This is a genomic window from Pseudomonas sp. (genome assembly GCF_050739935.1).
In the GTDB taxonomy this organism is placed as follows: domain Bacteria; phylum Pseudomonadota; class Gammaproteobacteria; order Pseudomonadales; family Pseudomonadaceae; genus Aquipseudomonas.
Window position 1 is genome coordinate 108,473 of record NZ_JBOICF010000084.1, and the last position, 19,965, is coordinate 128,437.

Genomic DNA, 19,965 nt, shown 5'->3' on the forward strand with positions numbered 1-19,965 from the left:
ACGGCACAGGTTTGCTATTATTTCGCACCTTTGAGCGTCACCATTTTTCCGTCTTCTTCATCCGGGTAAGCCAATGTCAGATCGCAACGCGCGTCTTCAAGCACTTCATCAAGCTCTCAAGGAACGCATTCTGATTCTCGATGGCGGCATGGGCACCATGATCCAGAGTTATCGTCTGGAAGAAGAAGACTACCGCGGCAAACGTTTCGCCGACTGGCCAAGCGACGTGAAAGGCAACAATGACCTGCTGATCCTGACTCGCCCGGATGTCATCGGCGCGATTGAAAAGGAATACCTGGACGCTGGCGCCGACATTCTCGAAACCAACACGTTTAACGCGACCCAGGTCTCCCAGGCCGATTACGGCATGGAAGCGCTGGTGTACGAACTGAACGTCGAAGGCGCGCGACTGGCCCGCACCGTCGCCGACGCCAAGACCCTGGAAACCCCGGACAAGCCACGCTTCGTCGCTGGCGTGCTCGGCCCGACCAGCCGCACCTGCTCGCTATCGCCGGACGTCAACAACCCCGGCTACCGCAACGTGACCTTCGACGAATTGGTGGAGAACTACACCGAGGCCACCAAGGGGCTGATCGAAGGCGGTGCGGACCTGATCCTCATCGAAACCATTTTCGACACCTTGAACGCCAAGGCAGCGATCTTCGCCGTGCAGGGCGTATTCGATGAAATCGGCTTCGAATTGCCGATCATGATTTCCGGCACCATCACCGACGCTTCCGGCCGCACGCTCTCGGGCCAGACTACCGAAGCGTTCTGGAACTCGGTGCGTCATGCCAAGCCTATCTCGGTGGGCTTGAACTGCGCCCTGGGCGCCAGCGAGCTGCGCCCTTATCTGGAAGAGCTGTCGAACAAGGCCGATACCCAGGTTTCGGCGCACCCCAACGCGGGCCTGCCCAACGAGTTCGGTGAATACGACGAGTCACCTGCCGAAATGGCCAGGGTCGTCGAAGAGTTCGCCCAGAGCGGCTTCCTCAATATCGTCGGGGGCTGCTGCGGTACGACTCCGGCGCATATCAAGGCCATCGCCAACGCCGTCGGCAAGTATCCGCCGCGTACGATCCCGGACATCCCGAAAGCCTGTCGTCTGTCGGGTCTGGAGCCGTTCACCATCGATCGCCAGTCGTTGTTCGTCAACGTCGGCGAACGCACCAACATCACCGGTTCCGCCCGATTTGCCCGCCTGATCCGTGAAGACAACTACACCGAAGCCTTGGAAGTCGCCCTGCAGCAGGTCGAAGCCGGAGCCCAGGTGATCGACATCAACATGGACGAAGGCATGCTGGACTCGAAGAAGGCCATGGTGACCTTCCTCAACCTGATCGCTGGCGAGCCGGACATCTCGCGCGTTCCGATCATGATCGATTCCTCGAAATGGGAAGTGATCGAAGCCGGCCTCAAGTGCATTCAGGGCAAGGGCATCGTCAACTCGATCAGCATGAAAGAAGGCGTCGAGCAGTTCATCCATCACGCCAAACTGTGCAAGCGTTACGGCGCTGCGGTGGTGGTCATGGCCTTCGACGAAGCCGGTCAGGCCGACACCGAAGCGCGCAAGAAGGAAATCTGCAAACGCTCCTACGACATTCTGGTCAACGAAGTCGGCTTCCCGCCGGAAGACATCATCTTCGACCCGAACATCTTCGCCATCGCTACCGGCATCGAGGAGCACAACAACTACGCGGTCGATTTCATCAACGCCTGTGCCTACATTCGCGACGAGCTGCCGTATGCGCTGACCTCCGGCGGCGTGTCCAACGTGTCGTTCTCGTTCCGTGGCAACAACCCGGTACGCGAGGCAATTCACTCGGTATTCCTGCTGCACGCGATCCGCAACGGCCTGACCATGGGCATCGTCAACGCTGGCCAGTTGGAGATCTACGACGAGATCCCGGCCAAGCTGCGTGAAGCGGTGGAAGACGTGGTCCTGAACCGCAGCGAAGAAGGCACCGAAGTGCTGCTGGCGATCGCCGATGAGTTCAAAGGCGACGGCTCGGTCAAGGAAGCTGAAACCGAGGAATGGCGTGGTTGGGAGGTCAACGAACGCCTCAAGCACGCGCTGGTCAAGGGCATCACCACTCACATCGTTGAAGACACCGAGCTGTCGCGCCAGTCCTTCGCGCGGCCGATCGAAGTCATCGAAGGCCCGCTTATGGCTGGCATGAACGTGGTCGGCGATCTGTTCGGCTCCGGCAAGATGTTCCTGCCGCAGGTGGTGAAATCCGCCCGCGTGATGAAACAGGCGGTGGCCCATCTGATTCCCTTCATCGAGGCGGAAAAAGGCGATAAGCCGGAGGCCAAGGGCAAGATCCTCATGGCCACGGTCAAGGGCGACGTGCATGACATCGGCAAGAACATCGTCGGCGTGGTGCTGGGCTGTAATGGCTACGACATCGTCGATTTAGGCGTGATGGTGCCTGCAGAGAAGATTCTGCAAGTCGCCAAGGATGAAAAATGCGACATCATTGGCCTGTCCGGCCTGATTACTCCGTCGCTGGACGAGATGGTGCATGTCGCTCGCGAAATGCAGCGGCAGAATTTCAGCCTGCCGCTGATGATCGGCGGCGCGACCACGTCCAAAGCCCATACGGCAGTGAAGATCGAACCCAAATACAGCAACGATGCGGTGATTTACGTCACCGACGCCTCACGCGCAGTGGGTGTCGCCACGCAGCTGCTGTCCAAGGAGTTGAAAGCCGGCTTCATCGAGAAGACCCGCGCCGAATACGTTGAGGTCCGCGAACGCACCTCAGCCCGCAGTGCCCGCACCGAACGTTTGAGCTACAGCGCCGCCATCGCCAAGAAACCGCAGTTCGACTGGGCTGCGTACGAGCCTGTCAAACCGACTTTCACCGGGGTCAAGGTGCTGGAAGACATCGACTTGAACGTGCTGGTGGATTACATCGACTGGACGCCGTTCTTCATCTCCTGGGATCTGGCTGGCAAGTACCCGCGCATCCTCACCGATGAAGTGGTGGGTGAGGCGGCAACGTCGCTGTTCAACGATGCGCAGGAACTGCTGCACAAGCTGATCGACGAGAAACTGATCCGCAGCCGCGCGGTGTTTGGCTTCTGGCCGGCCAATCAGGTCGATCACGATGACATCCAGCTGTTCGATGACAAAGGCCAGCCGCTGGCCAAGCTGCATCATCTGCGTCAGCAGATCATCAAGACCGATGGCAAGCCGAACTTTTCGCTGGCCGACTTCGTCGCGCCGAAAGACAGCGGCGTGACCGATTACGTGGGTGGTTTCATTACCACCGCGGGCATCGGCGCCGAAGAAGTGTCCAAGGCGTATCAGGACAAGGGCGATGACTACAACGCAATCATGGTCAAGGCGTTGGCCGACCGATTGGCCGAGGCCTGCGCCGAATGGCTGCACCAGCAAGTGCGTAAGAATTACTGGGGTTATGCCACCGACGAACAGCTGGACAATGAAGATCTGATCAAGGAGAAATATATCGGCATCCGCCCTGCTCCCGGTTACCCGGCCTGTCCGGACCACACCGAAAAAGGCGTGCTGTTCGACCTGCTCGACCCGACTCAGGGCGAAGGCAAGCCAGGCATCAGCGGTGTGTTCCTCACCGAGCACTACGCGATGTTCCCGGCGGCGGCGGTCAGCGGCTGGTACTTCGCCCACCCACAGGCGCAGTATTTCGCGGTGGGCAAGGTCGACAAGGACCAGGTGCAAAGCTACAACGCTCGCAAAGCTCAGGAGATGCGCGTGACCGAGCGCTGGCTGGCGCCGAATCTCGGGTATGACGAGTAATCCATCTGGCACACCTCTGTAGCAGCCCGCCGGGCTGTTACAGAGGGACCTGGCCAGATTTCCAGCTATTCTTTCTTCAGCACTTCCAGACGCTGGAGGAGAAATGGAAAATCCATCCGAAAACGCGCAGCAACAACCCGACGACAAGCCACCCACCTTCTGGCAGATGCTGCACAGCGTCATGGCCGCGGCGTTTGGCGTGCAAAGTCACAAGAATCGCGCGCGTGACTTCACTCACGGCAAGCCTGCGCATTTCGTGATCATCGGTATTGTCTTTACCGCTGTGTTCGCCCTGGCGCTGATGGGCATCGTGCAACTGGTGCTGTACTTCGCCCTGCGCTGATTCAGGGTTCAACGCCTGGGCTACTGATGGCTCACCCAGAACACCGCAGCCCCCACGACGAGAATGATGATGAAAAGGATCGCCCAGGCATCCACATGGCTGTCGGACTTGGCAACTTTAGGGTGGTGATTTCTCATTGCATCGCCTCTTTTAAGTCTTATTGGTGATTGCAGAGTGGATCGCAGACGTTTGACCTGACTCAACCCTGAGTAAAGTCGAGCTTTGTCCTTATCACAAATGGGGTTATGAGCAACTGACGAAGGGCTTAGCACGTTCGGTTCTTTGCTTATATTCAAACATCACTTTTGCGCATATCTGCAAACTGTTAACCTCCCCCAGCTCCGTTTGGGGCTGCGCGACCGTGCGCGCAGATTTGTTCAGCGGCCTGAAGTCATCGCGACAACGCATCGCCTGTTTTGGGCCGTCTAAGCAGCAGTGAACCGCCTGAGAACAGGACCACCATGTACGTATATGACGAGTACGATCAGCGGATCGTCGAGGACCGCGTCAAGCAGTTCCGCGACCAGACCCGCCGCTACCTGGCCGGCGAGCTTAGCGAAGAAGAGTTCCGCCCGCTTCGCCTGCAAAACGGCCTCTACATTCAGCGCTTCGCCCCGATGCTGCGCGTGGCTGTGCCTTACGGCCAGCTGACCTCCCGCCAGGCCCGCATGCTGGCGAAGATCGCCCGCGACTACGACAAGGGCTACGCGCACATCAGCACCCGCCAGAACGTGCAGTTCAACTGGCCGGCGCTGGAAGACATCCCCGACATCCTCGCTGAACTGGCGACCGTGCAGATGCACGCGATCCAGACCAGCGGTAACTGCCTGCGCAACGTCACCACGGACCAGTTTGCAGGCGTCGCTGCCGATGAGCTGGTTGACCCGCGCCCGTGGTGCGAGATCGTGCGTCAGTGGACGACGTTCCACCCGGAATTCGCCTACCTGCCACGCAAGTTCAAGATTGCGATCAACGGTTCGACTTCCGACCGCGCTGCCATCGAAGTTCACGACATCGGCCTTGAGCCGGTAAAAAACGCCGCGGGCGAGCTGGGCTTCCGCGTCCTGGTGGGCGGTGGTCTGGGTCGTACCCCGGTCGTGGGTGCGTTCATCAATGAGTTCCTGCCCTGGCAGGATCTGTTGAGCTACCTGGATGCCATCCTGCGGGTGTACAACCGTTACGGTCGTCGCGACAACAAGTACAAGGCGCGGATCAAGATCCTGGTCAAGGCGCTCACCCCGGAAGTGTTCGCCGAGAAGGTCGAGGCGGAAATGGCCCACTTGCGTGGCGGCCAGACCACCCTGACCGAAGCCGAAGTACATCGTGTCGCCAGGCATTTTGTCGATCCTGAATACAAGGTCCTGACTGACTACAGCGCAGAGCTGGCTCAGTTGGACAAGGAACATCCCGGTTTCGCCCGCTGGCGCGCGCGCAATGTGCTGGCTCACAAAAAGCCTGGTTATGCCGCTGTGACGCTGTCACTGAAACCGACCGGTGTTGCGCCGGGTGACGTCACTGACAAGCAACTGGACGGCATCGCCGATCTGGCCGAGCGCTACAGCTTCGGCCAGCTGCGCACGTCCCACGAGCAGAACGTGATCCTGGCTGACGTCGAGCAAAGCCTGTTGTTCACCCTGTGGGGTGAGTTGCGTGAACAAGGTTTCGCGACGCCGAACATTGGCCTGCTGACCGACATCATCTGCTGCCCTGGGGGTGATTTCTGCTCGCTGGCCAACGCCAAGTCGATTCCGATTGCCGAATCCATCCAGCGCCGCTTCGACGACCTGGATTACCTGTTCGACATCGGTGAGCTGGACCTGAACATCTCCGGCTGCATGAATGCCTGCGGTCACCACCACGTCGGCCATATCGGCATTCTGGGCGTGGACAAGAAAGGCGAAGAGTTCTATCAGGTTTCCCTGGGCGGCAGCGCCAGCCGGGATGCGAGCCTGGGCAAGATCCTTGGCCCGTCGTTCGCGCAGGACGCCATGCCGGATGTAATCGAGAAGCTGATCAACGTCTACGTCGAAACACGCAACGAAGACGAGCGCTTCATCGACACCTATCAGCGGATCGGCATCGACCCCTTCAAGGAGCGCGTCTATGCAGCGAATCATTAAGAACAACGAAGTCATCGACGAGACTTGGCACCTGCTGCCCAAGGACACTACCCTTGACGGCCTGTCCAACTGCGATGACCTGATCGTGCCGTTGGCTCTGTGGCGTGAACACGCCCACGCACTCAAGGCCCGCGACGGCGGTCTGGGCGTGTGGCTGGACAGCGACGAAGAAGCCGAGGAACTCGGTGATGACGCCAATCAATTCCAGGTCATTGCCCTGAACTTCCCGGCGTTCACCGATGGCCGCAGCTACTCCAATGCGCGCCTGCTGCGTGATCGCTATGGTTTCAAAGGCGAGTTGCGGGCAATTGGCGATGTATTGCGTGATCAGTTGTTCTACCTGCATCGCTGCGGTTTCGATGCCTTCGCGATCCGTGCCGACAAAGACCCGTACGAAGCACTGGAAAGCCTCAAGGATTTTTCGGTGACGTATCAGGCTGCAACCGACGAGCCACTGCCGTTGTTCCGTCGTCGTTGATTCGACACTGATCGACGCGCAACGAAAAGCCCCGGTTTCGTGAGAAGCCGGGGCTTTTTGTTTGGGCACTGTATATATCGCTGACGTCATACACACTGTAGGAACCGGCCTGCTGGCGAGCGCGGCAGACCAGCTACCTTGATGCTGGCTGACCCACCGCTTTCGCCAGCAAGCCGGCTCCTACAGAAACGCGGCAGAGCAGATACCTCGATGCTGGCTGATCCATCGCTTTCGCCAGCAACCCGGCTTCTACAGAAACGCGGCAGAGCAGATACCTCGATGGTGGCTGATCCACCGCTTTCGCCAGCAAGCCGGCTTCTACAGAAACGCGGCAGAGCAGATACCTCGATGGTGGCTGATCCACCGCTTTCGCCAGCAAGCCGGCTCCTACAGAAACGCGGCAGAGCAGATACCTCGATGTCGGCTGGCCCGCCGCATTCGCCAGCGTTCCTACAGCACGCCGCAGCGCGGGCGGGTCACCAAAAACGCTGCTGCATCAACTTGCTCCACCACCCTGTCACCAACCGATCCACCGAACTGCTGGCGGCCAACCCCACGCGCTCTTGCAGGCTCTTGCGCTCGGCATAGTGCAGGTGGAACACCTCGGCGGTCTTGGCTTTCTCGGACAGGTACTCATCGCTGGTCTTCAACTCGTCGACCAACTGTTTGTCCTTGGCCGCCATTCCCAGCCAGACCTCGCCGGTCGCCACTTCATCGATCTGCAACTGCGGCCGATAACTGGCGACGAAGTTCTTGAACAGTTCGTGGGTGATGTCCAGATCCTGCTGGAATTTCTCACGACCCTTTTCGGTGTTTTCACCAAACACGGTCAACGTGCGTTTGTATTCGCCGGCGGTCAACACTTCGAAATCGATATCGTGCTTTTTCAGCAGGCGATTGACGTTGGGCAGTTGCGCGACTACGCCGATAGAACCCAGCACGGCGAACGGCGCACTGATGATTCGCGTGCCAATGCAGGCCATCATGTATCCGCCGCTGGCTGCCACCTTGTCGATACAGATGGTCAGCGGAATGCCCGCCTGACGGATACGCGCCAGTTGCGAAGAGGCCAGCCCGTAGCTGTGCACCATGCCGCCGCCGCTCTCCAGGCGCAGTACCACCTCGTCCTTGTCCGTGGCCAGCGTCAGCAGCGCAGTGATCTCGTGCCGCATGCTCTCGGTGGCCGAGGCCTTGATATCACCGTCGAAATCCAGGACATAGACGCGAGGTTTGACCACCGCCTGGTTTTTGTCTTTCTTGTCCTTCTTCTGCTCCTTGGCCTGGGACTTGCGAAGGGCCTTTAGGCGCGCCTTGTCCAGCAGCGAACCCTCCAGACGATCACGCAGGCCCTTGTAGAAATCATTGAGCTTGGTCACGTGCAACTGACCGCCACCGCTGCGCCGGCCCCGACCACGCATCGAGGCGATGACCACCAGCACCACGACAATGGCGATCACCACGGTAACGGTTTTTGCCAGAAAGCTGGCGTAATCGAAAATAAACTCCACAGAAGCTCCTTACCTACACGTCAGATCCGAGACAGGATCGCGAATGGACCCAGCATACCGGCGCGCCTTGCGCCGAGCCAGCCAGACGACTGTCAAAGATCATGACAATCGAGCAATTCAAACAAGCGTATGTTTTTTTATTGACAGACCCTGCGCCGTCCTCATAACCTCGCATCACTTTCAACGTACCGGGATGACGTGGACGTGGGCAGCATCTACCTCATACGACATGGCCAAGCCTCCTTTGGTGCGGACGATTACGATGTCCTCTCGCCGACCGGTTATCGCCAGGCCGAAGTCCTCGGCGCACACCTGGCGCAACTGGGGTTGAGGTTCGATCGCTGCATCTGCGGCAGTCTATTTCGCCAGCGCCACACCGCCGAAACTGCCCTGGCGCAACTGGATGCCGCAGGCCTCGCGACGCCTATGCTCGAAACCGATTCCGCGTTCAACGAATTCGACGCCGAAGCCGTGATCCGCGCCCTGCTCCCGGCGATGTTGCCCGACGAGCCTGAAGCGCTGGAAGTCATGCGTAACGCCGCGCACAACCGCGCAGAATTTCAGCGTCTGTTCGCACTGATCATCGGACGCTGGCTGGGCGGGCAGCATGACACCCCGGCGCTGCAGAGCTGGCTCGCGTTCGTCGAGCAGGTACAAAGTGGCCTTGCGCGCATTCTGGACAGTGCCGGCCCGAGCGATCGCATCGCCGTGTTCACGTCGGGCGGCACCATCACCGCCCTGCTCCACCTCATCACTCAAATGCCAGCAACCCAGGCATTCGAACTCAACTGGCAAATCGTCAACACCTCGCTCAACCAACTGAAATTTCGTGGTCGTGAGGTGTCCCTGGCTTCCTTCAACAGTCACGCGCATCTGCAACTGATGAAGGCGCCGGAGCTCATCACCTACCGCTGAGCCCGGCCAACCGCACCCGCAAGGTGCCTGCAATCACTCATATAAAAGGATGACACCATGACCTCCGTAGCCGATGCCGTACAAGCGATGAAAGCCAAGTTCAACCCGGAAGCCGCTGCGGGCCTGGACCTGGTGTTCGGTTTCCGTATCGATGAAACCAAGAATTTCTCCCTGATCGTCAAGGACAAGACCTGCGAACTGCAGGAAGGCGAAAACCCGGATGCACAAGTCACCCTGGTGATGGACGGCGAAACCCTGGAAGGCATCGTCAGCGGCGAAACCGATGGCATGCAAGCGTTCATGAGCGGCAAGCTGCGCGCTGAAGGCGACATGATGCTGGCGATGAAATTGAGCGAGCTGTTTCCATCCTGATTTCACACCGCAGAGGCGTGAAGTTCGATCACCGATAACCTGTAGCAGTCCGGCTTGCCAGCGGCGGCGATTGAAAGTAAGCCAAAGCCGGCAGGTCATGCCGCGGCAGGCAAAGCAGTGTTTCGAACAGAAAAACCGAAGTCTTCAGGCTTCGGTTTTTTTTGCGCGATCGTCTGCCCGTTGCTTGAATCAAAGACGCTGATCGTTCCGTAACACGCTCGCCAATAAGGCAGCGCAACGCTTGTTCGACGTCCTGGACGCGCATTAGATTAGTCAATGATCGAGACCCACCAAAATAATCAGCAGGGATAAGCATGGCGCTAACCGACCAGTCCACCCAGGTTCGATCCGGCGAGGAACTCGATGCAGGGTTGATCGATCCTTACCTCAAAGCCCGGATTCCCGGCCTGAGCGGCACCGCGCAGATCAGCCAGTTTCCCGGCGGCGCCTCCAACCTCACGTACTTGCTCAAATATCCCGAGCAGGAACTGGTGCTGCGTCGGCCTCCATTCGGCCACAAAGCCAAAAGCGCCCACGACATGGGCCGTGAGTTTCGCATTCTCAACCAGCTCAGCGGTGCTTTCCCCTATTGCCCCAAAGCCTACGTGCACTGCACCGATGAATCGCTGATCGGCGCCGAGTTCTACGTCATGGAGCGGGTCAAGGGCATCATCCTGCGTTCCGAGCTGCCCACCGAGCTGAACTTCGATGTCGCGCAAACCGAAGCCCTGTGCAAAAGCTTCATCGACAAACTGGTCGACTTGCACCAGGTCGACTACAACGCCTGTGGTCTGGGCGATCTGGGCAAGCCGCAGGGCTATGTAGAGCGGCAGATTCGCGGCTGGACCGAGCGCTACGAGAAGGCGCGCACCCCGGACGCGCCAAGCTGGGAAAAAGTCGCGCGCTGGCTGGACGAGAAAAAACCGGCCGACCACCCGACCCCAAGCCTGGTGCACAACGACTATCGCTTCGACAACGTGATTCTGGACCCTGAAAATCCGATGCAGATCATCGGTGTGCTGGACTGGGAGCTCACCACGCTGGGCGACCCGCTGATGGACCTGGGCAACAGCCTGGCGTACTGGATACAGGCCGACGACCCAGCGCCCGTACAACTGATGCGCAGGCAGCCGAGCCATGCAACGGGCATGCTGACCCGCGAGCAGTTCGTGACCTATTACGCCGAACGCTCGGGCGTTCGCATCGACAACTTCGATTTTTACTACACCTACGGGCTGTTCCGCCTGGCCGGCATTGTTCAGCAGATCTACTACCGGTTCTTCCACGGACAGACTCGGGATAAGCGCTTCGCGCAGTTCATTCACATGAACAAACTGCTGGAACACATGGCTTTACAGGTGATCGACCGCTCCAGTCTCTGAGCTGTATGACCGCTGCTGACCCCGATTGCGACAGGATAAGGAAAACAACATGTCCAAGACTCAACTGTTCGACCTCGACGGCAAGATCGCCTTCGTTTCCGGCGCCAGCCGCGGCATCGGCGAGGCGATCGCCAGGCTCCTGGCCCAGCAAGGCGCTCACGTCATCGTGTCCAGCCGCAAGCTCGAAGGCTGCCAGCACGTTGCCGACGCGATCATTGCCGAGGGCGGCAAGGCCACCGCGATTGCTTGCCATATCGGCGAGATGGAGCAGATTACCGGCGTCTTTGCGCGCATCCGAGAAGAATTCGGTCGCCTCGACATTCTGGTGAACAACGCTGCGACCAATCCGCAGTTCTGCAATGTGCTGGACACTGACCTGGGGGCATTCCAGAAGACTGTGGACGTCAATATTCGCGGTTACTTTTTCATGTCCGTGGAAGCCGGCAAGCTGATGCGCGAACACGGCGGCGGCAGCATCATCAACGTGGCATCGATCAATGGTGTTTCACCGGGGATTTTTCAGGGCATTTACTCGGTGACCAAGGCGGCTGTGATCAACATGACCAAGGTGTTCGCCAAGGAGTGCGCGCAGTTCGGCATTCGCTGCAATGCACTGCTACCGGGCCTGACCGACACCAAGTTCGCCTCGGCGCTGGTCAGCAACGAGAAGATTCTCAACACCGCACTGGCACAGATTCCGCTCAACCGCGTCGCCGCGCCGGGCGAAATGGCTGGCACTGTGCTGTACCTGGCCAGCGATGCGTCGAGTTACACCACAGGTGTGGCGTTGAATGTGGATGGCGGTTTTTTGTCCTGAGCCACGCCCCTATCACTGTGGGAGCGAATTCATCCGCGAAAAATGGTTCAGGCGACATAGATACGTCGTCTGGAACGCCGTCTCGCGAATGAATTCGCTCCTACAGGTTTTGTATATACCTGAGGACTGAGGCGAATCTGAGGCTTATCTGATGGAATAAAAATTCCAACCAGATCACTCAGCGAATACATTTTCCGCACAACAACAATCCTTCAAGGACGCTGTCATGCGTGAATCATCGCTTCCTGATCTGGGTGTCGGCCTGATCGGCACAGGTTTCATGGGTCGGGCGCACGCTCTGGCTTTCCATAACGCGCGCACTGCCTTCGATCTCCCGGTCAACCTCAGACTCAGTGCGTTGGCCGACGCAGACTCCGCCCGCGCCGAGCACTGCGCGCGCGCCTGGGGTTTCGACCACAGCCACGACGACTGGGAACGCCTGATCAGCGATCCAACAGTCAATCTGGTCGCGATTACTACGCCCAATCACCTGCATTTCCCCATGGCGATGGCTGCCCTCGAGGCTGGCAAGGCGGTGTATTGCGAAAAGCCGCTTGCAGTCAGCCTTGAGCAAGCGCGGGCAATGCACAGCGCGGCCCTGAAAGCCGGCGTGGTGACCCGGGTTGGTTACAACTATCAGCACAATCCGATCATTGGCCTGGCCAGACAAATGATCGAAAGCGGTGAACTGGGACAGATCGTCAGTTTTCAGGGGGAGTTCAGCGAGGACTTCATGGCCGACCCGCAGTCGCCGTGGTGCTGGCGTTGCGAGCAGGCTCATGCCGGTGGCGCCTTGGCGGACCTCGGCAGTCACCTGCTGTCGATGGCTCGCTATCTGTTGGGCGATATCGAAGCGGTGTGCGCCGACTCGCAAACCGTGCATGGCCAGCGCCCGGCGTGCATCGGCAGTCAGGAGCAGCGCCAGATCGCCATCGATGACCAGACCTACGCACTGCTGCGTTTCGCCAATGGTACGCGCGGCACCTTCGGCAGCAGTTGGCTCAAGCATGGCTACAAGAATCATTTGAGCTTCGAGATCAGCGGCACCCAAGGCACGCTGTCGTTCGATCAGGAGCGCCTCAACGAGCTGCGCCTGTATCGTGCCGGTGCACCCGGTCGCGATGGCTTTCAGCGGATTCTGGCGGGACCGACGCAACCGGGTTATGCAGCGTTCTGCCCGGCGCCAGGGCATCAACTGGGGTACAACGAACTCAAGACCCTGGAAGTGCATGCGCTGATTCAGGCGCTGTGCGGAAAAAGCAGCGAAGGTCCGGACTTTGCCGAGGCGCTGGAAGTGGAGCGTCTGGCGACGGCGATTCGGGTGGCGGCCAAAGAGATGCGCTGGGTGAAGGTCTCGGATATTTGAACGGGGCGTTAATCGGCGCCACACCTGAATGATCCGCCGAATTTTATTTTCTGTGGGAGCGAATTCATTCGCAAAAAGTGGTTCAGGCGACATAGATACGTTGTCTGTAACGCCGCCTCGCGATTGAATTCGCTCCCACAGGGGGCGGGGTGATCTGAAGGCGTTGCGAAGAATCGAGACGGTCTCATTCGCGCGCCACCGAAGCTTCCGCCAGATCCGGAATCCAAAACTGTGAGAGCGAATTCATTCGCGAAAAATGGTTCAGGCGACATAGATACGTCGGCTGTAACCACGCTCCGCGAATGAGTTCGCTCACACAGGTACTTTGCTCTAACCGGCAAAGCCTTGGATTGGCCATGCAACGGTCTATGCCTTACAGGTAGAATGCCGCGCTTCCGGGCAGCCATTCTGCCTGTCTGCCAAGTAAGCCCTCTGCCATGCCGTTCGAACTCACCGTTGATCCCACCACGTTGGTAGTGCTCGCCCTTGTCGCTTTCGTTGCCGGTTTCATCGATGCCATTGCCGGTGGCGGCGGCCTGCTGACCACTCCTGCTTTGCTGACAGCCGGTCTGCCGCCGCATCTAGTGCTGGGCACCAACAAGCTCAGTTCGACCTTCGGCTCGGCTACCGCCGGCTTCACCTTCTACCGGCGCAAGCTGTTTCACCCAAGACACTGGACCCGCGCACTGGTCGGCACCGCTGTCGGCGCCCTGGTCGGGGCGGTGGTCGCGCACTACTTGCCCGCCGAGCTGCTGAACCAGATGCTCCCGGTGATCGTGTTCGGCTGCGGCCTGTACCTGCTGTTCGGCGGCACGCCCAAAGCGCCGCTGGACAGCGACGCGCCGATCAAGCGCAAATGGCAGCTGCCACAGGGACTCGCGCTGGGGTTTTACGACGGTGTGGCAGGCCCAGGCACTGGCGCGTTCTGGACGGTCAGCACCCTGCTGATGTATCCGGTCGATCTGGTCAAGGCCAGCGGCGTGGCGCGCAGCATGAATTTCGTCAGCAATGCGGCGGCCCTGACGATCTTTGCGATCAATGGCTCGGTGGACTGGGCTATCGGCCTGGCCATGGGCTCGGCGCTGATGGTGGGAGCGTTTCTGGGAGCGAGAACGGCGATTCAGGGCGGCGCCAAGTTCATCCGCCCTGTCTTTATCACCGTTGTTCTGGGCTTAACTGTCCGCCTGGCCTGGCAACACTGGTTCGGGGGCACCTGAGCGCTGGGCCAGATACAAGTCGATCAGATAACGTGCAATGGAGCGGCTGGCCGGTAACGGTGGCATGTCGTGGATGCTGAACCATTGCGCATCTTCGATCTCATCGGCCTGAGGCACGATCTCGCCACTTTCGTATTCCGCGTGAAAGCCCAGCATCATCGAGTGCGGGAACGGCCAGCACTGGCTGCCCTTGTACTGGATGTTTTTGACCTTGACCTGCACCTCCTCCATGACCTCGCGCCGTACGCAATCTTCGGCAGACTCGCCCGGCTCCGCGAACCCGGCCAGTGTGCTATAGACGCCGGTCACGAATCGCGGGGAACGGGCCAATAGCACTTCATCGCCGCGAGTGATGAGCACGATCATGCTCGGCGAGATGCGCGGATAGGCGCGCAGGTCGCAGTGCTTGCAATACATTGCCCGCTCACCCGGCACCTGCTGCATCGGCTGACCGCAGCTGCCGCAAAAACGATGCTCGCGCGCCCAGGTGCTAATCTGCGCGGCATAACCGAGCTTCTGAAAGATATCGGCATCGTTGTCCAGCATGAACTGGCGCAAGGTCTGCCAGCTCGCGCCCTCCAGGTCGACCGGATGCTTGAGGACTTGCACATAGACCGGCTCGCCATCGAAATGCCCGATGCCGTGCTCGCTGATCAGCGGCAAATCCTGCCGCTTGAGCCATTCCCGGGGGAACATCACTCCATTGCCGTCCAGCAAAAACCCCCGATCACTGTGTACCACGGCCCAGCCGCCGGATGCCTGGGTATCGAGCACGGCGGTGGTCCAACGCCTGGGGCGCGTCATGAAAGAACTCCTCTGGTGAGCGACCTGCGCCGCTCGACATCCCGGCGCCTCAAACGGGGCGCGGACACTCGGCGGCGCAAAGCGCGTGCGAAGCCAGCTTCGCAGTCAATTATCGAAGACCGGCTTCTGATTGCCCATGTGGGCGACCATTGCCAGCTTCAGGTCCGCCGATTGCAACATGGCAGCGTTCCAGGTGGCAACGTATTCAAGACCGTCGTCGACACTATGATCACGCATGTAAGCAATCATGCGCTTGCTGCCGCTAATGGCAATCGGGGATTTCGCAGCGATTTCACCAGCGATGGCGAACACACCTTCGAGCAACTGTTCATGACCGTCGAAAGTCCGGTTGACCAGACCGATGCGCTGCGCTTCATCCGCCTTGACGTTGCGGCCGGTGTAAGCCATCTCCCGCATCATGCCGTCGCCGATCAGCCTCGGCAGGCGTTGCAGCGTGCCGACGTCCGCCGCCATGCCCATATCGATTTCACGGATGGAAAACAGCGCATCGTCCGCCGCGTAACGCATGTCACAGGCGCTGATCAGGTCGATGGCGCCGCCGATGCAATAGCCCTGAACGGCCGCCAGTACCGGCTTGCTGCAACGGTCGACGACGCTGAAGGATTGTTGCATCTGCAGGATCTTGCGCCGTAGCAGTCGCGCGTTGCGGCCGACGTCCTTGCCCAGTTCATTGGCTACCGAGGCCAGCAACATCAGATCAATCCCTGACGAGAAATGCTTGCCTGCGCCACTGAGCACTACCACGCGAACGTCATCGGTGTCTTCGACCCACTGGAAAATGTCGATAATTTCGCTCCAGAATGCCGCGTTCATGGCATTGATCTTTTCCGGGCGATTGATTTGCACGTGGGCGATATGGTCGGTCAGCTCGACCTTGAAAGCGCTGTAGTCGGACACGGGCTTGTTCCTTGAATGGCTTGAATGACCGGTAGGCGAGTGAAGATCACTGACGCCGGACTATATCAAGGCGATCGGAACGCCGCAGGCAACGGTTGCGCCATTTGCCGGACCGCAAGCAGCTGGAAAGCACCTACCGGTATCCCCGTGCCGTCCAGAAAAACTGAACCGGCGACCAGGTGGATGGTCCAGAGACATGGCAGCGAAGATCCGCAATTACGCGTCGATCGCCGCTGCCCAGGGTGACCGATCGAACACTGGCACCCTATCTTTTTCAGGTCGCAAGAGGGCGATTTTTGAGTACATCAAAAGCGGCAACCGGCATAGTGGGCCTGGACGACATCCTTGCAGGAGGTCTTTCACGTAGTCATGTGTTTCTTCTCGAAGGGGAACCCGGAACCGGCAAGACCACCGTAGCCCTGCAGTTTCTGCTGGCGGGCGCCGCCGTGGGTGAACGCTGCCTTTACATCACGCTGTCCGAAACCGAGCGCGAGCTGCGCGACGGCGCACGCTCCCACGGCTGGGAGCTGGATGACCACATCGAGGTGTTCGAGCTGACCCCGCCCGAGGATCTGCTCAACGCCGAACATCAGCAGAGCCTGTTGTATTCGTCCGACCTTGAACTGGGCGAAGCGACCAAACAGATTTTCGAGATCGTTGAACGGGTCAGGCCCAAGCGCGTAGTCATCGACAGCCTTTCGGAAATCCGCCTGCTGGCACAGAGCTCTTTGCGTTATCGGCGGCAGATTCTGGCGATCAAGCACTACTTCGCGCGCTATGACGCCACCGTGATGCTGCTGGACGACCTGACCACCGAGGCGCTGGACAAGACCGTGCATAGCGTCGCCCACGGGGTAATTCGCCTGGAGGAACTGACTCCGTCCTATGGTGCCGAGCGCCGGCGTCTGCGAGTGGTCAAGTATCGCGGCCAGAAGTATCGCGGTGGGTATCACGACTTCAACATCATGGCCGACGGCATTCAGGTGTTCCCGCGGCTGGTGGCGGCCGAGCATCGCAACGGCTACCAGAGCACGCGGCTGAGCAGCGACATTCCTGAACTCGACGCCTTGCTTGGCGGGGGTATCGACAGCGGCTCCAGCACCTTGATTCTTGGCCCCGCCGGGACCGGCAAATCACTGATCTCGCTGGTGTTCGCCGCAGCGGCCGCAGCGCGTGGAGAAAAGGTCGGGCTGTTCATTTTCGACGAGGAATTGCGGCTCCTCTTCGAACGCATGAAGAAGGTCGGGATCGACCTCAAAGCATTGCAGGACACAGGCAATCTGCTGATCGAGCAGGTGGACGCCGCGGAGTTGTCCCCAGGCGAATTTTCGCATCGGGTACGCCACAGCGTGGACGAGAAGCAAATCCGCACGGTAGTCATCGACAGTCTCAATGGCTACCAAGCGGCGATGCCGGAAGAGAACGCTCTGGTGCTGCACATGCATGAGCTGCTGCTCTACCTCAACCGTCAAGGCGCCTCGACGTTCATGACAGTCGCACAGCACGGCCTGGTCGGCGACATGCGCGCCCCGGTGGATATCACCTATCTGGCCGACACGGTGATTCTGTTGCGTTATTTCGAAGCGCTAGGCAAAGTCCGTCGCGCCATCTCCATTATCAAGAAACGCACTGGATCCCATGAATCGACCATCCGCGAATACCGCATCAGTGGCTCTGGAATGAAAATCGGCGATCCGCTGGAAGCGTTTCAAGGCGTGCTGCGCGGCGTGCCTCACTATTTTGGCGAAAGCAACCCGTTGCTGCGGGATGAAGACGCGTGAGTACGCCGGGGCAACTGTCAGAGCGCGCAATCATCCTGGCCCCGCAAGGCCGAGACAGCCAGATTGCCTTGCGAATCCTGCAAGAAGCAGGCTTCCCGGCGCTCATTACCCACGACCTGACGGGCCTGTGCAAGGAGCTGGTGTCTGGCGCCGGTCTCGCCATCGTCGCCGACGAGGCATTGCGCGGAGCCGACCTCAATCCGTTGCTCAACCTGTTGAGCCATCAACCCGCCTGGTCGGACCTGCCGATTGTGCTGCTGACCCACCATGGCGGGCCAGAGCAGAATCCGTCGGCGCGGCTGGGCAAGATGCTCGGCAACGTGACCTTCCTCGAGCGCCCGTTTCACCCGGCGACGCTGGTCAGCTTGGTGACCACGGCGGTACGCGGACGCCGAAGGCAATATGAAGCGCGAAGCCGCATGGAAGACCTGCTCGAAAGTGAGCAGCGCCTGCAGCATGCACTCAAGGCCGGACGACTTGGGTCGTGGCAACTGGAGGCCGAATTCCTAGAACTGGACAGTTCGGACATCAGCAAATCGCATTATGGACGCGATGAACATGCGCCCTTCACCTATCACCAATGGCTGGATTCGGTGTATCCCACCGACCAGCCACGCATGCAGTCAGCGTTGCAAAACAGCCTCGATACCGGCGATGACTTCATCATCGAGTTTCGTAATGTCTGGCCTGACGGCTCGCTGCACTGGGTCGACGTGCGCGCCCGTGCCATTCGCGCGCGCAATGGTCGAGTCAGTCTGCTGGCCGGGGTGACGTCCGACATCACCGAACGCAAGCAGGCCGAGACTCAGTTGCGCCAGCTTAACGAAACCCTGGAACAACAAGTCGAGGAACGCACATCGCAACTGCGTCACAACGAAGAAGTGCTGCGCCAGTCGCAGAAGATGGAAGCCGTCGGCCAACTCACCGGCGGTATCGCCCACGACTTCAACAACATGCTGACCGGCATCATCGGTAGCCTCGAATTACTCAGACGCCGCGTGGCACGTGGCCGTACCGAAGACCTCGACGGGCTGATCGATCTGGGTGTGACCTCAGCCAACCGCGCCGCAGCACTGACTCATCGCCTGCTGGCATTTTCCCGCCGCCAGTCGCTGGACTCCAAGCCGGTGGAGATGAACGAGCTGGTCAATTCCATGGGTGAGCTGCTGCATCGCAGCGTCAACGAGAGCGTGCGCCTGGACATGCGTCTGGAGCCGCAACTCTGGACCGCGGAAGCCGACCCCAACCAGCTGGAAAGCGCTCTGCTCAATCTGGTGCTCAACGCCCGGGACGCCATGCCCGACGGCGGCATGCTGATGATCGAAACCTTCAATCGCAAGCTCGACCGCGATTTTACCAATGCCTATGAAAATCTGCTTCCCGGCGACTACGTAGTGCTTAGCGTCACCGACACCGGTATCGGCATGCCGGAGAATGTCATCAATCGGGCATTCGACCCGTTCTTCACCACCAAACCGATCGGTCAGGGTACGGGACTCGGACTGTCGATGATCTACGGTTTCACCAAACAGTCCCACGGCCACGTTTCCATCGAAAGCCAGGTCGGTCACGGCACCACCGTGCAGCTGTTCCTGCCGCGCTTCAAGGGCAACAAGGACGTGGAAGACATCAGCATCGATCGCCAGGCGATCGAAGCCCGCGCCGGTGAAACCATTCTGATCGTGGAAGATGATCCCGCCGTGCGCGCGCTGGTCAGCCAGGTGCTGAGCGAGTTGGGGTATGCCTATCTGGAGGCTGGTGACGCGGTGGGCGCGGTGCCCATTCTCGAATCCGGGCAGCGCATCGACTTGATGATCAGTGACGTCGGATTACCCGGCATGAACGGTCGGCAGCTGGCGGATATCGGTCGGCAACTGCGCCCGGAGCTACGAGTGCTGTTCATCACCGGCTACGCGGAAAACGCCGCGACTCGCGCGGGGTTCCTCGAAGAAGGCATGCAGATGATCACCAAGCCGTTCGCGTTCGATCAGTTGACCGCCAAGGTGCGGGAGATGATTGAGGGGTGATCTGCGTGTGCTGTAGTGAATAATGCCCCGCAGACGGCGCTGACCAATACCTGTAGCACACGGCTTGCTGGCGTTGGCGGCTTCAAAAGTCTCCCCCGGCTAGCCGTGCTTCTCGTGCTGCTTTCTCTTGCTG

At 59.6% G+C, this 19,965-nt stretch carries 15 protein-coding genes; 12 read left to right on the forward strand and 3 right to left on the reverse strand.

Annotated elements, in window-relative coordinates; genetic code table 11:
• Nucleotides 1-73: 73 nt before the first annotated feature.
• From metH to ACRER8_RS17110, 4 genes are all read left to right on the forward strand, one after another.
• Complete coding sequence (metH, locus tag ACRER8_RS17095; RefSeq protein ID WP_431747401.1) at nucleotides 74-3,784, forward strand: methionine synthase; 3,711 nt, start codon at nucleotides 74-76, stop codon at nucleotides 3,782-3,784.
• Between the two features lie 103 nt (nucleotides 3,785-3,887).
• Nucleotides 3,888-4,127 (forward strand): DUF2970 domain-containing protein, encoded by a 240-nt coding sequence (locus tag ACRER8_RS17100; protein WP_431747402.1) that lies wholly within the window; start codon nucleotides 3,888-3,890, stop codon nucleotides 4,125-4,127.
• A gap of 461 nt (nucleotides 4,128-4,588) precedes the next feature.
• Nucleotides 4,589-6,247 carry a nitrite/sulfite reductase gene (locus tag ACRER8_RS17105; protein ID WP_431747403.1) on the forward strand — a complete coding sequence of 553 codons (1,659 nt, stop codon included), beginning with the start codon at nucleotides 4,589-4,591 and terminating at the stop codon, nucleotides 6,245-6,247.
• The gene (locus tag ACRER8_RS17110) at nucleotides 6,231-6,725 is read left to right on the forward strand and encodes a DUF934 domain-containing protein (protein ID WP_431747404.1); all 495 of its coding nucleotides are present in this window, start codon (nucleotides 6,231-6,233) and stop codon (nucleotides 6,723-6,725) included. Before ACRER8_RS17105 ends, ACRER8_RS17110 begins: the two co-directional genes overlap by 17 nt.
• Nucleotides 6,726-7,201: 476 nt before the next feature.
• Here the strand turns inward: ACRER8_RS17110 and sohB are convergent, their stop codons facing one another.
• Nucleotides 7,202-8,233: a protease SohB gene (gene sohB / locus ACRER8_RS17115; RefSeq protein ID WP_431747405.1), complete on the reverse strand. Its 1,032-nt coding sequence runs from the start codon at nucleotides 8,231-8,233 to the stop codon at nucleotides 7,202-7,204.
• 204 nt (nucleotides 8,234-8,437) lie between these two features.
• On the opposite strand from sohB, the gene ACRER8_RS17120 reads away from it, so the two are divergent.
• The 6 genes from ACRER8_RS17120 (at nucleotide 8,438) to ACRER8_RS17145 (ending at nucleotide 14,302) form a co-directional block, all read left to right on the forward strand.
• Complete coding sequence (locus ACRER8_RS17120; protein ID WP_431747406.1) at nucleotides 8,438-9,148, forward strand: histidine phosphatase family protein; 711 nt, start codon at nucleotides 8,438-8,440, stop codon at nucleotides 9,146-9,148.
• Between the two features lie 57 nt (nucleotides 9,149-9,205).
• On the forward strand, nucleotides 9,206-9,520 hold the full coding sequence (locus tag ACRER8_RS17125) for an SCP2 sterol-binding domain-containing protein (protein WP_431747407.1): 315 nt from the start codon (nucleotides 9,206-9,208) through the stop codon (nucleotides 9,518-9,520).
• A 314-nt stretch (nucleotides 9,521-9,834) separates the two neighbouring features.
• A complete protein-coding gene (locus tag ACRER8_RS17130; RefSeq protein WP_431747408.1) occupies nucleotides 9,835-10,902 on the forward strand; it encodes a phosphotransferase family protein in 1,068 nt (355 codons plus the stop codon).
• Between the two features lie 49 nt (nucleotides 10,903-10,951).
• Entirely contained in the window at nucleotides 10,952-11,719 is a 768-nt protein-coding gene (locus tag ACRER8_RS17135) for an SDR family oxidoreductase (RefSeq protein WP_431747409.1), read from the forward strand.
• 226 nt (nucleotides 11,720-11,945) lie between these two features.
• Nucleotides 11,946-13,085: a Gfo/Idh/MocA family protein gene (locus tag ACRER8_RS17140; RefSeq protein ID WP_431747410.1), complete on the forward strand. Its 1,140-nt coding sequence runs from the start codon at nucleotides 11,946-11,948 to the stop codon at nucleotides 13,083-13,085.
• A gap of 437 nt (nucleotides 13,086-13,522) precedes the next feature.
• Nucleotides 13,523-14,302, forward strand: a complete 780-nt coding sequence (locus ACRER8_RS17145; protein WP_431747411.1) for a TSUP family transporter — start codon at nucleotides 13,523-13,525, stop codon at nucleotides 14,300-14,302.
• On the opposite strand, the gene nudC is transcribed toward ACRER8_RS17145, so the two are convergent.
• Both nudC and ACRER8_RS17155 read right to left on the reverse strand, forming a co-directional pair.
• Nucleotides 14,258-15,106, reverse strand: coding sequence for an NAD(+) diphosphatase (nudC, locus tag ACRER8_RS17150; RefSeq protein ID WP_431747412.1), 849 nt, complete (start codon nucleotides 15,104-15,106; stop codon nucleotides 14,258-14,260). The genes ACRER8_RS17145 and nudC overlap by 45 nt on opposite strands.
• 105 nt (nucleotides 15,107-15,211) lie before the next feature.
• A complete protein-coding gene (locus ACRER8_RS17155; protein ID WP_431747413.1) occupies nucleotides 15,212-16,024 on the reverse strand; it encodes a crotonase/enoyl-CoA hydratase family protein in 813 nt (270 codons plus the stop codon).
• A 296-nt stretch (nucleotides 16,025-16,320) separates the two neighbouring features.
• Between ACRER8_RS17155 and ACRER8_RS17160 the strand changes: the two genes are divergently transcribed.
• Nucleotides 16,321-17,805 (forward strand): ATPase domain-containing protein, encoded by a 1,485-nt coding sequence (locus ACRER8_RS17160; protein WP_431747414.1) that lies wholly within the window; start codon nucleotides 16,321-16,323, stop codon nucleotides 17,803-17,805.
• Complete coding sequence (locus tag ACRER8_RS17165; protein ID WP_431747415.1) at nucleotides 17,802-19,832, forward strand: response regulator; 2,031 nt, start codon at nucleotides 17,802-17,804, stop codon at nucleotides 19,830-19,832. The genes ACRER8_RS17160 and ACRER8_RS17165 overlap by 4 nt, the downstream gene beginning before the upstream one ends.
• The last annotated feature ends 133 nt before the right edge of the window (nucleotides 19,833-19,965 follow it).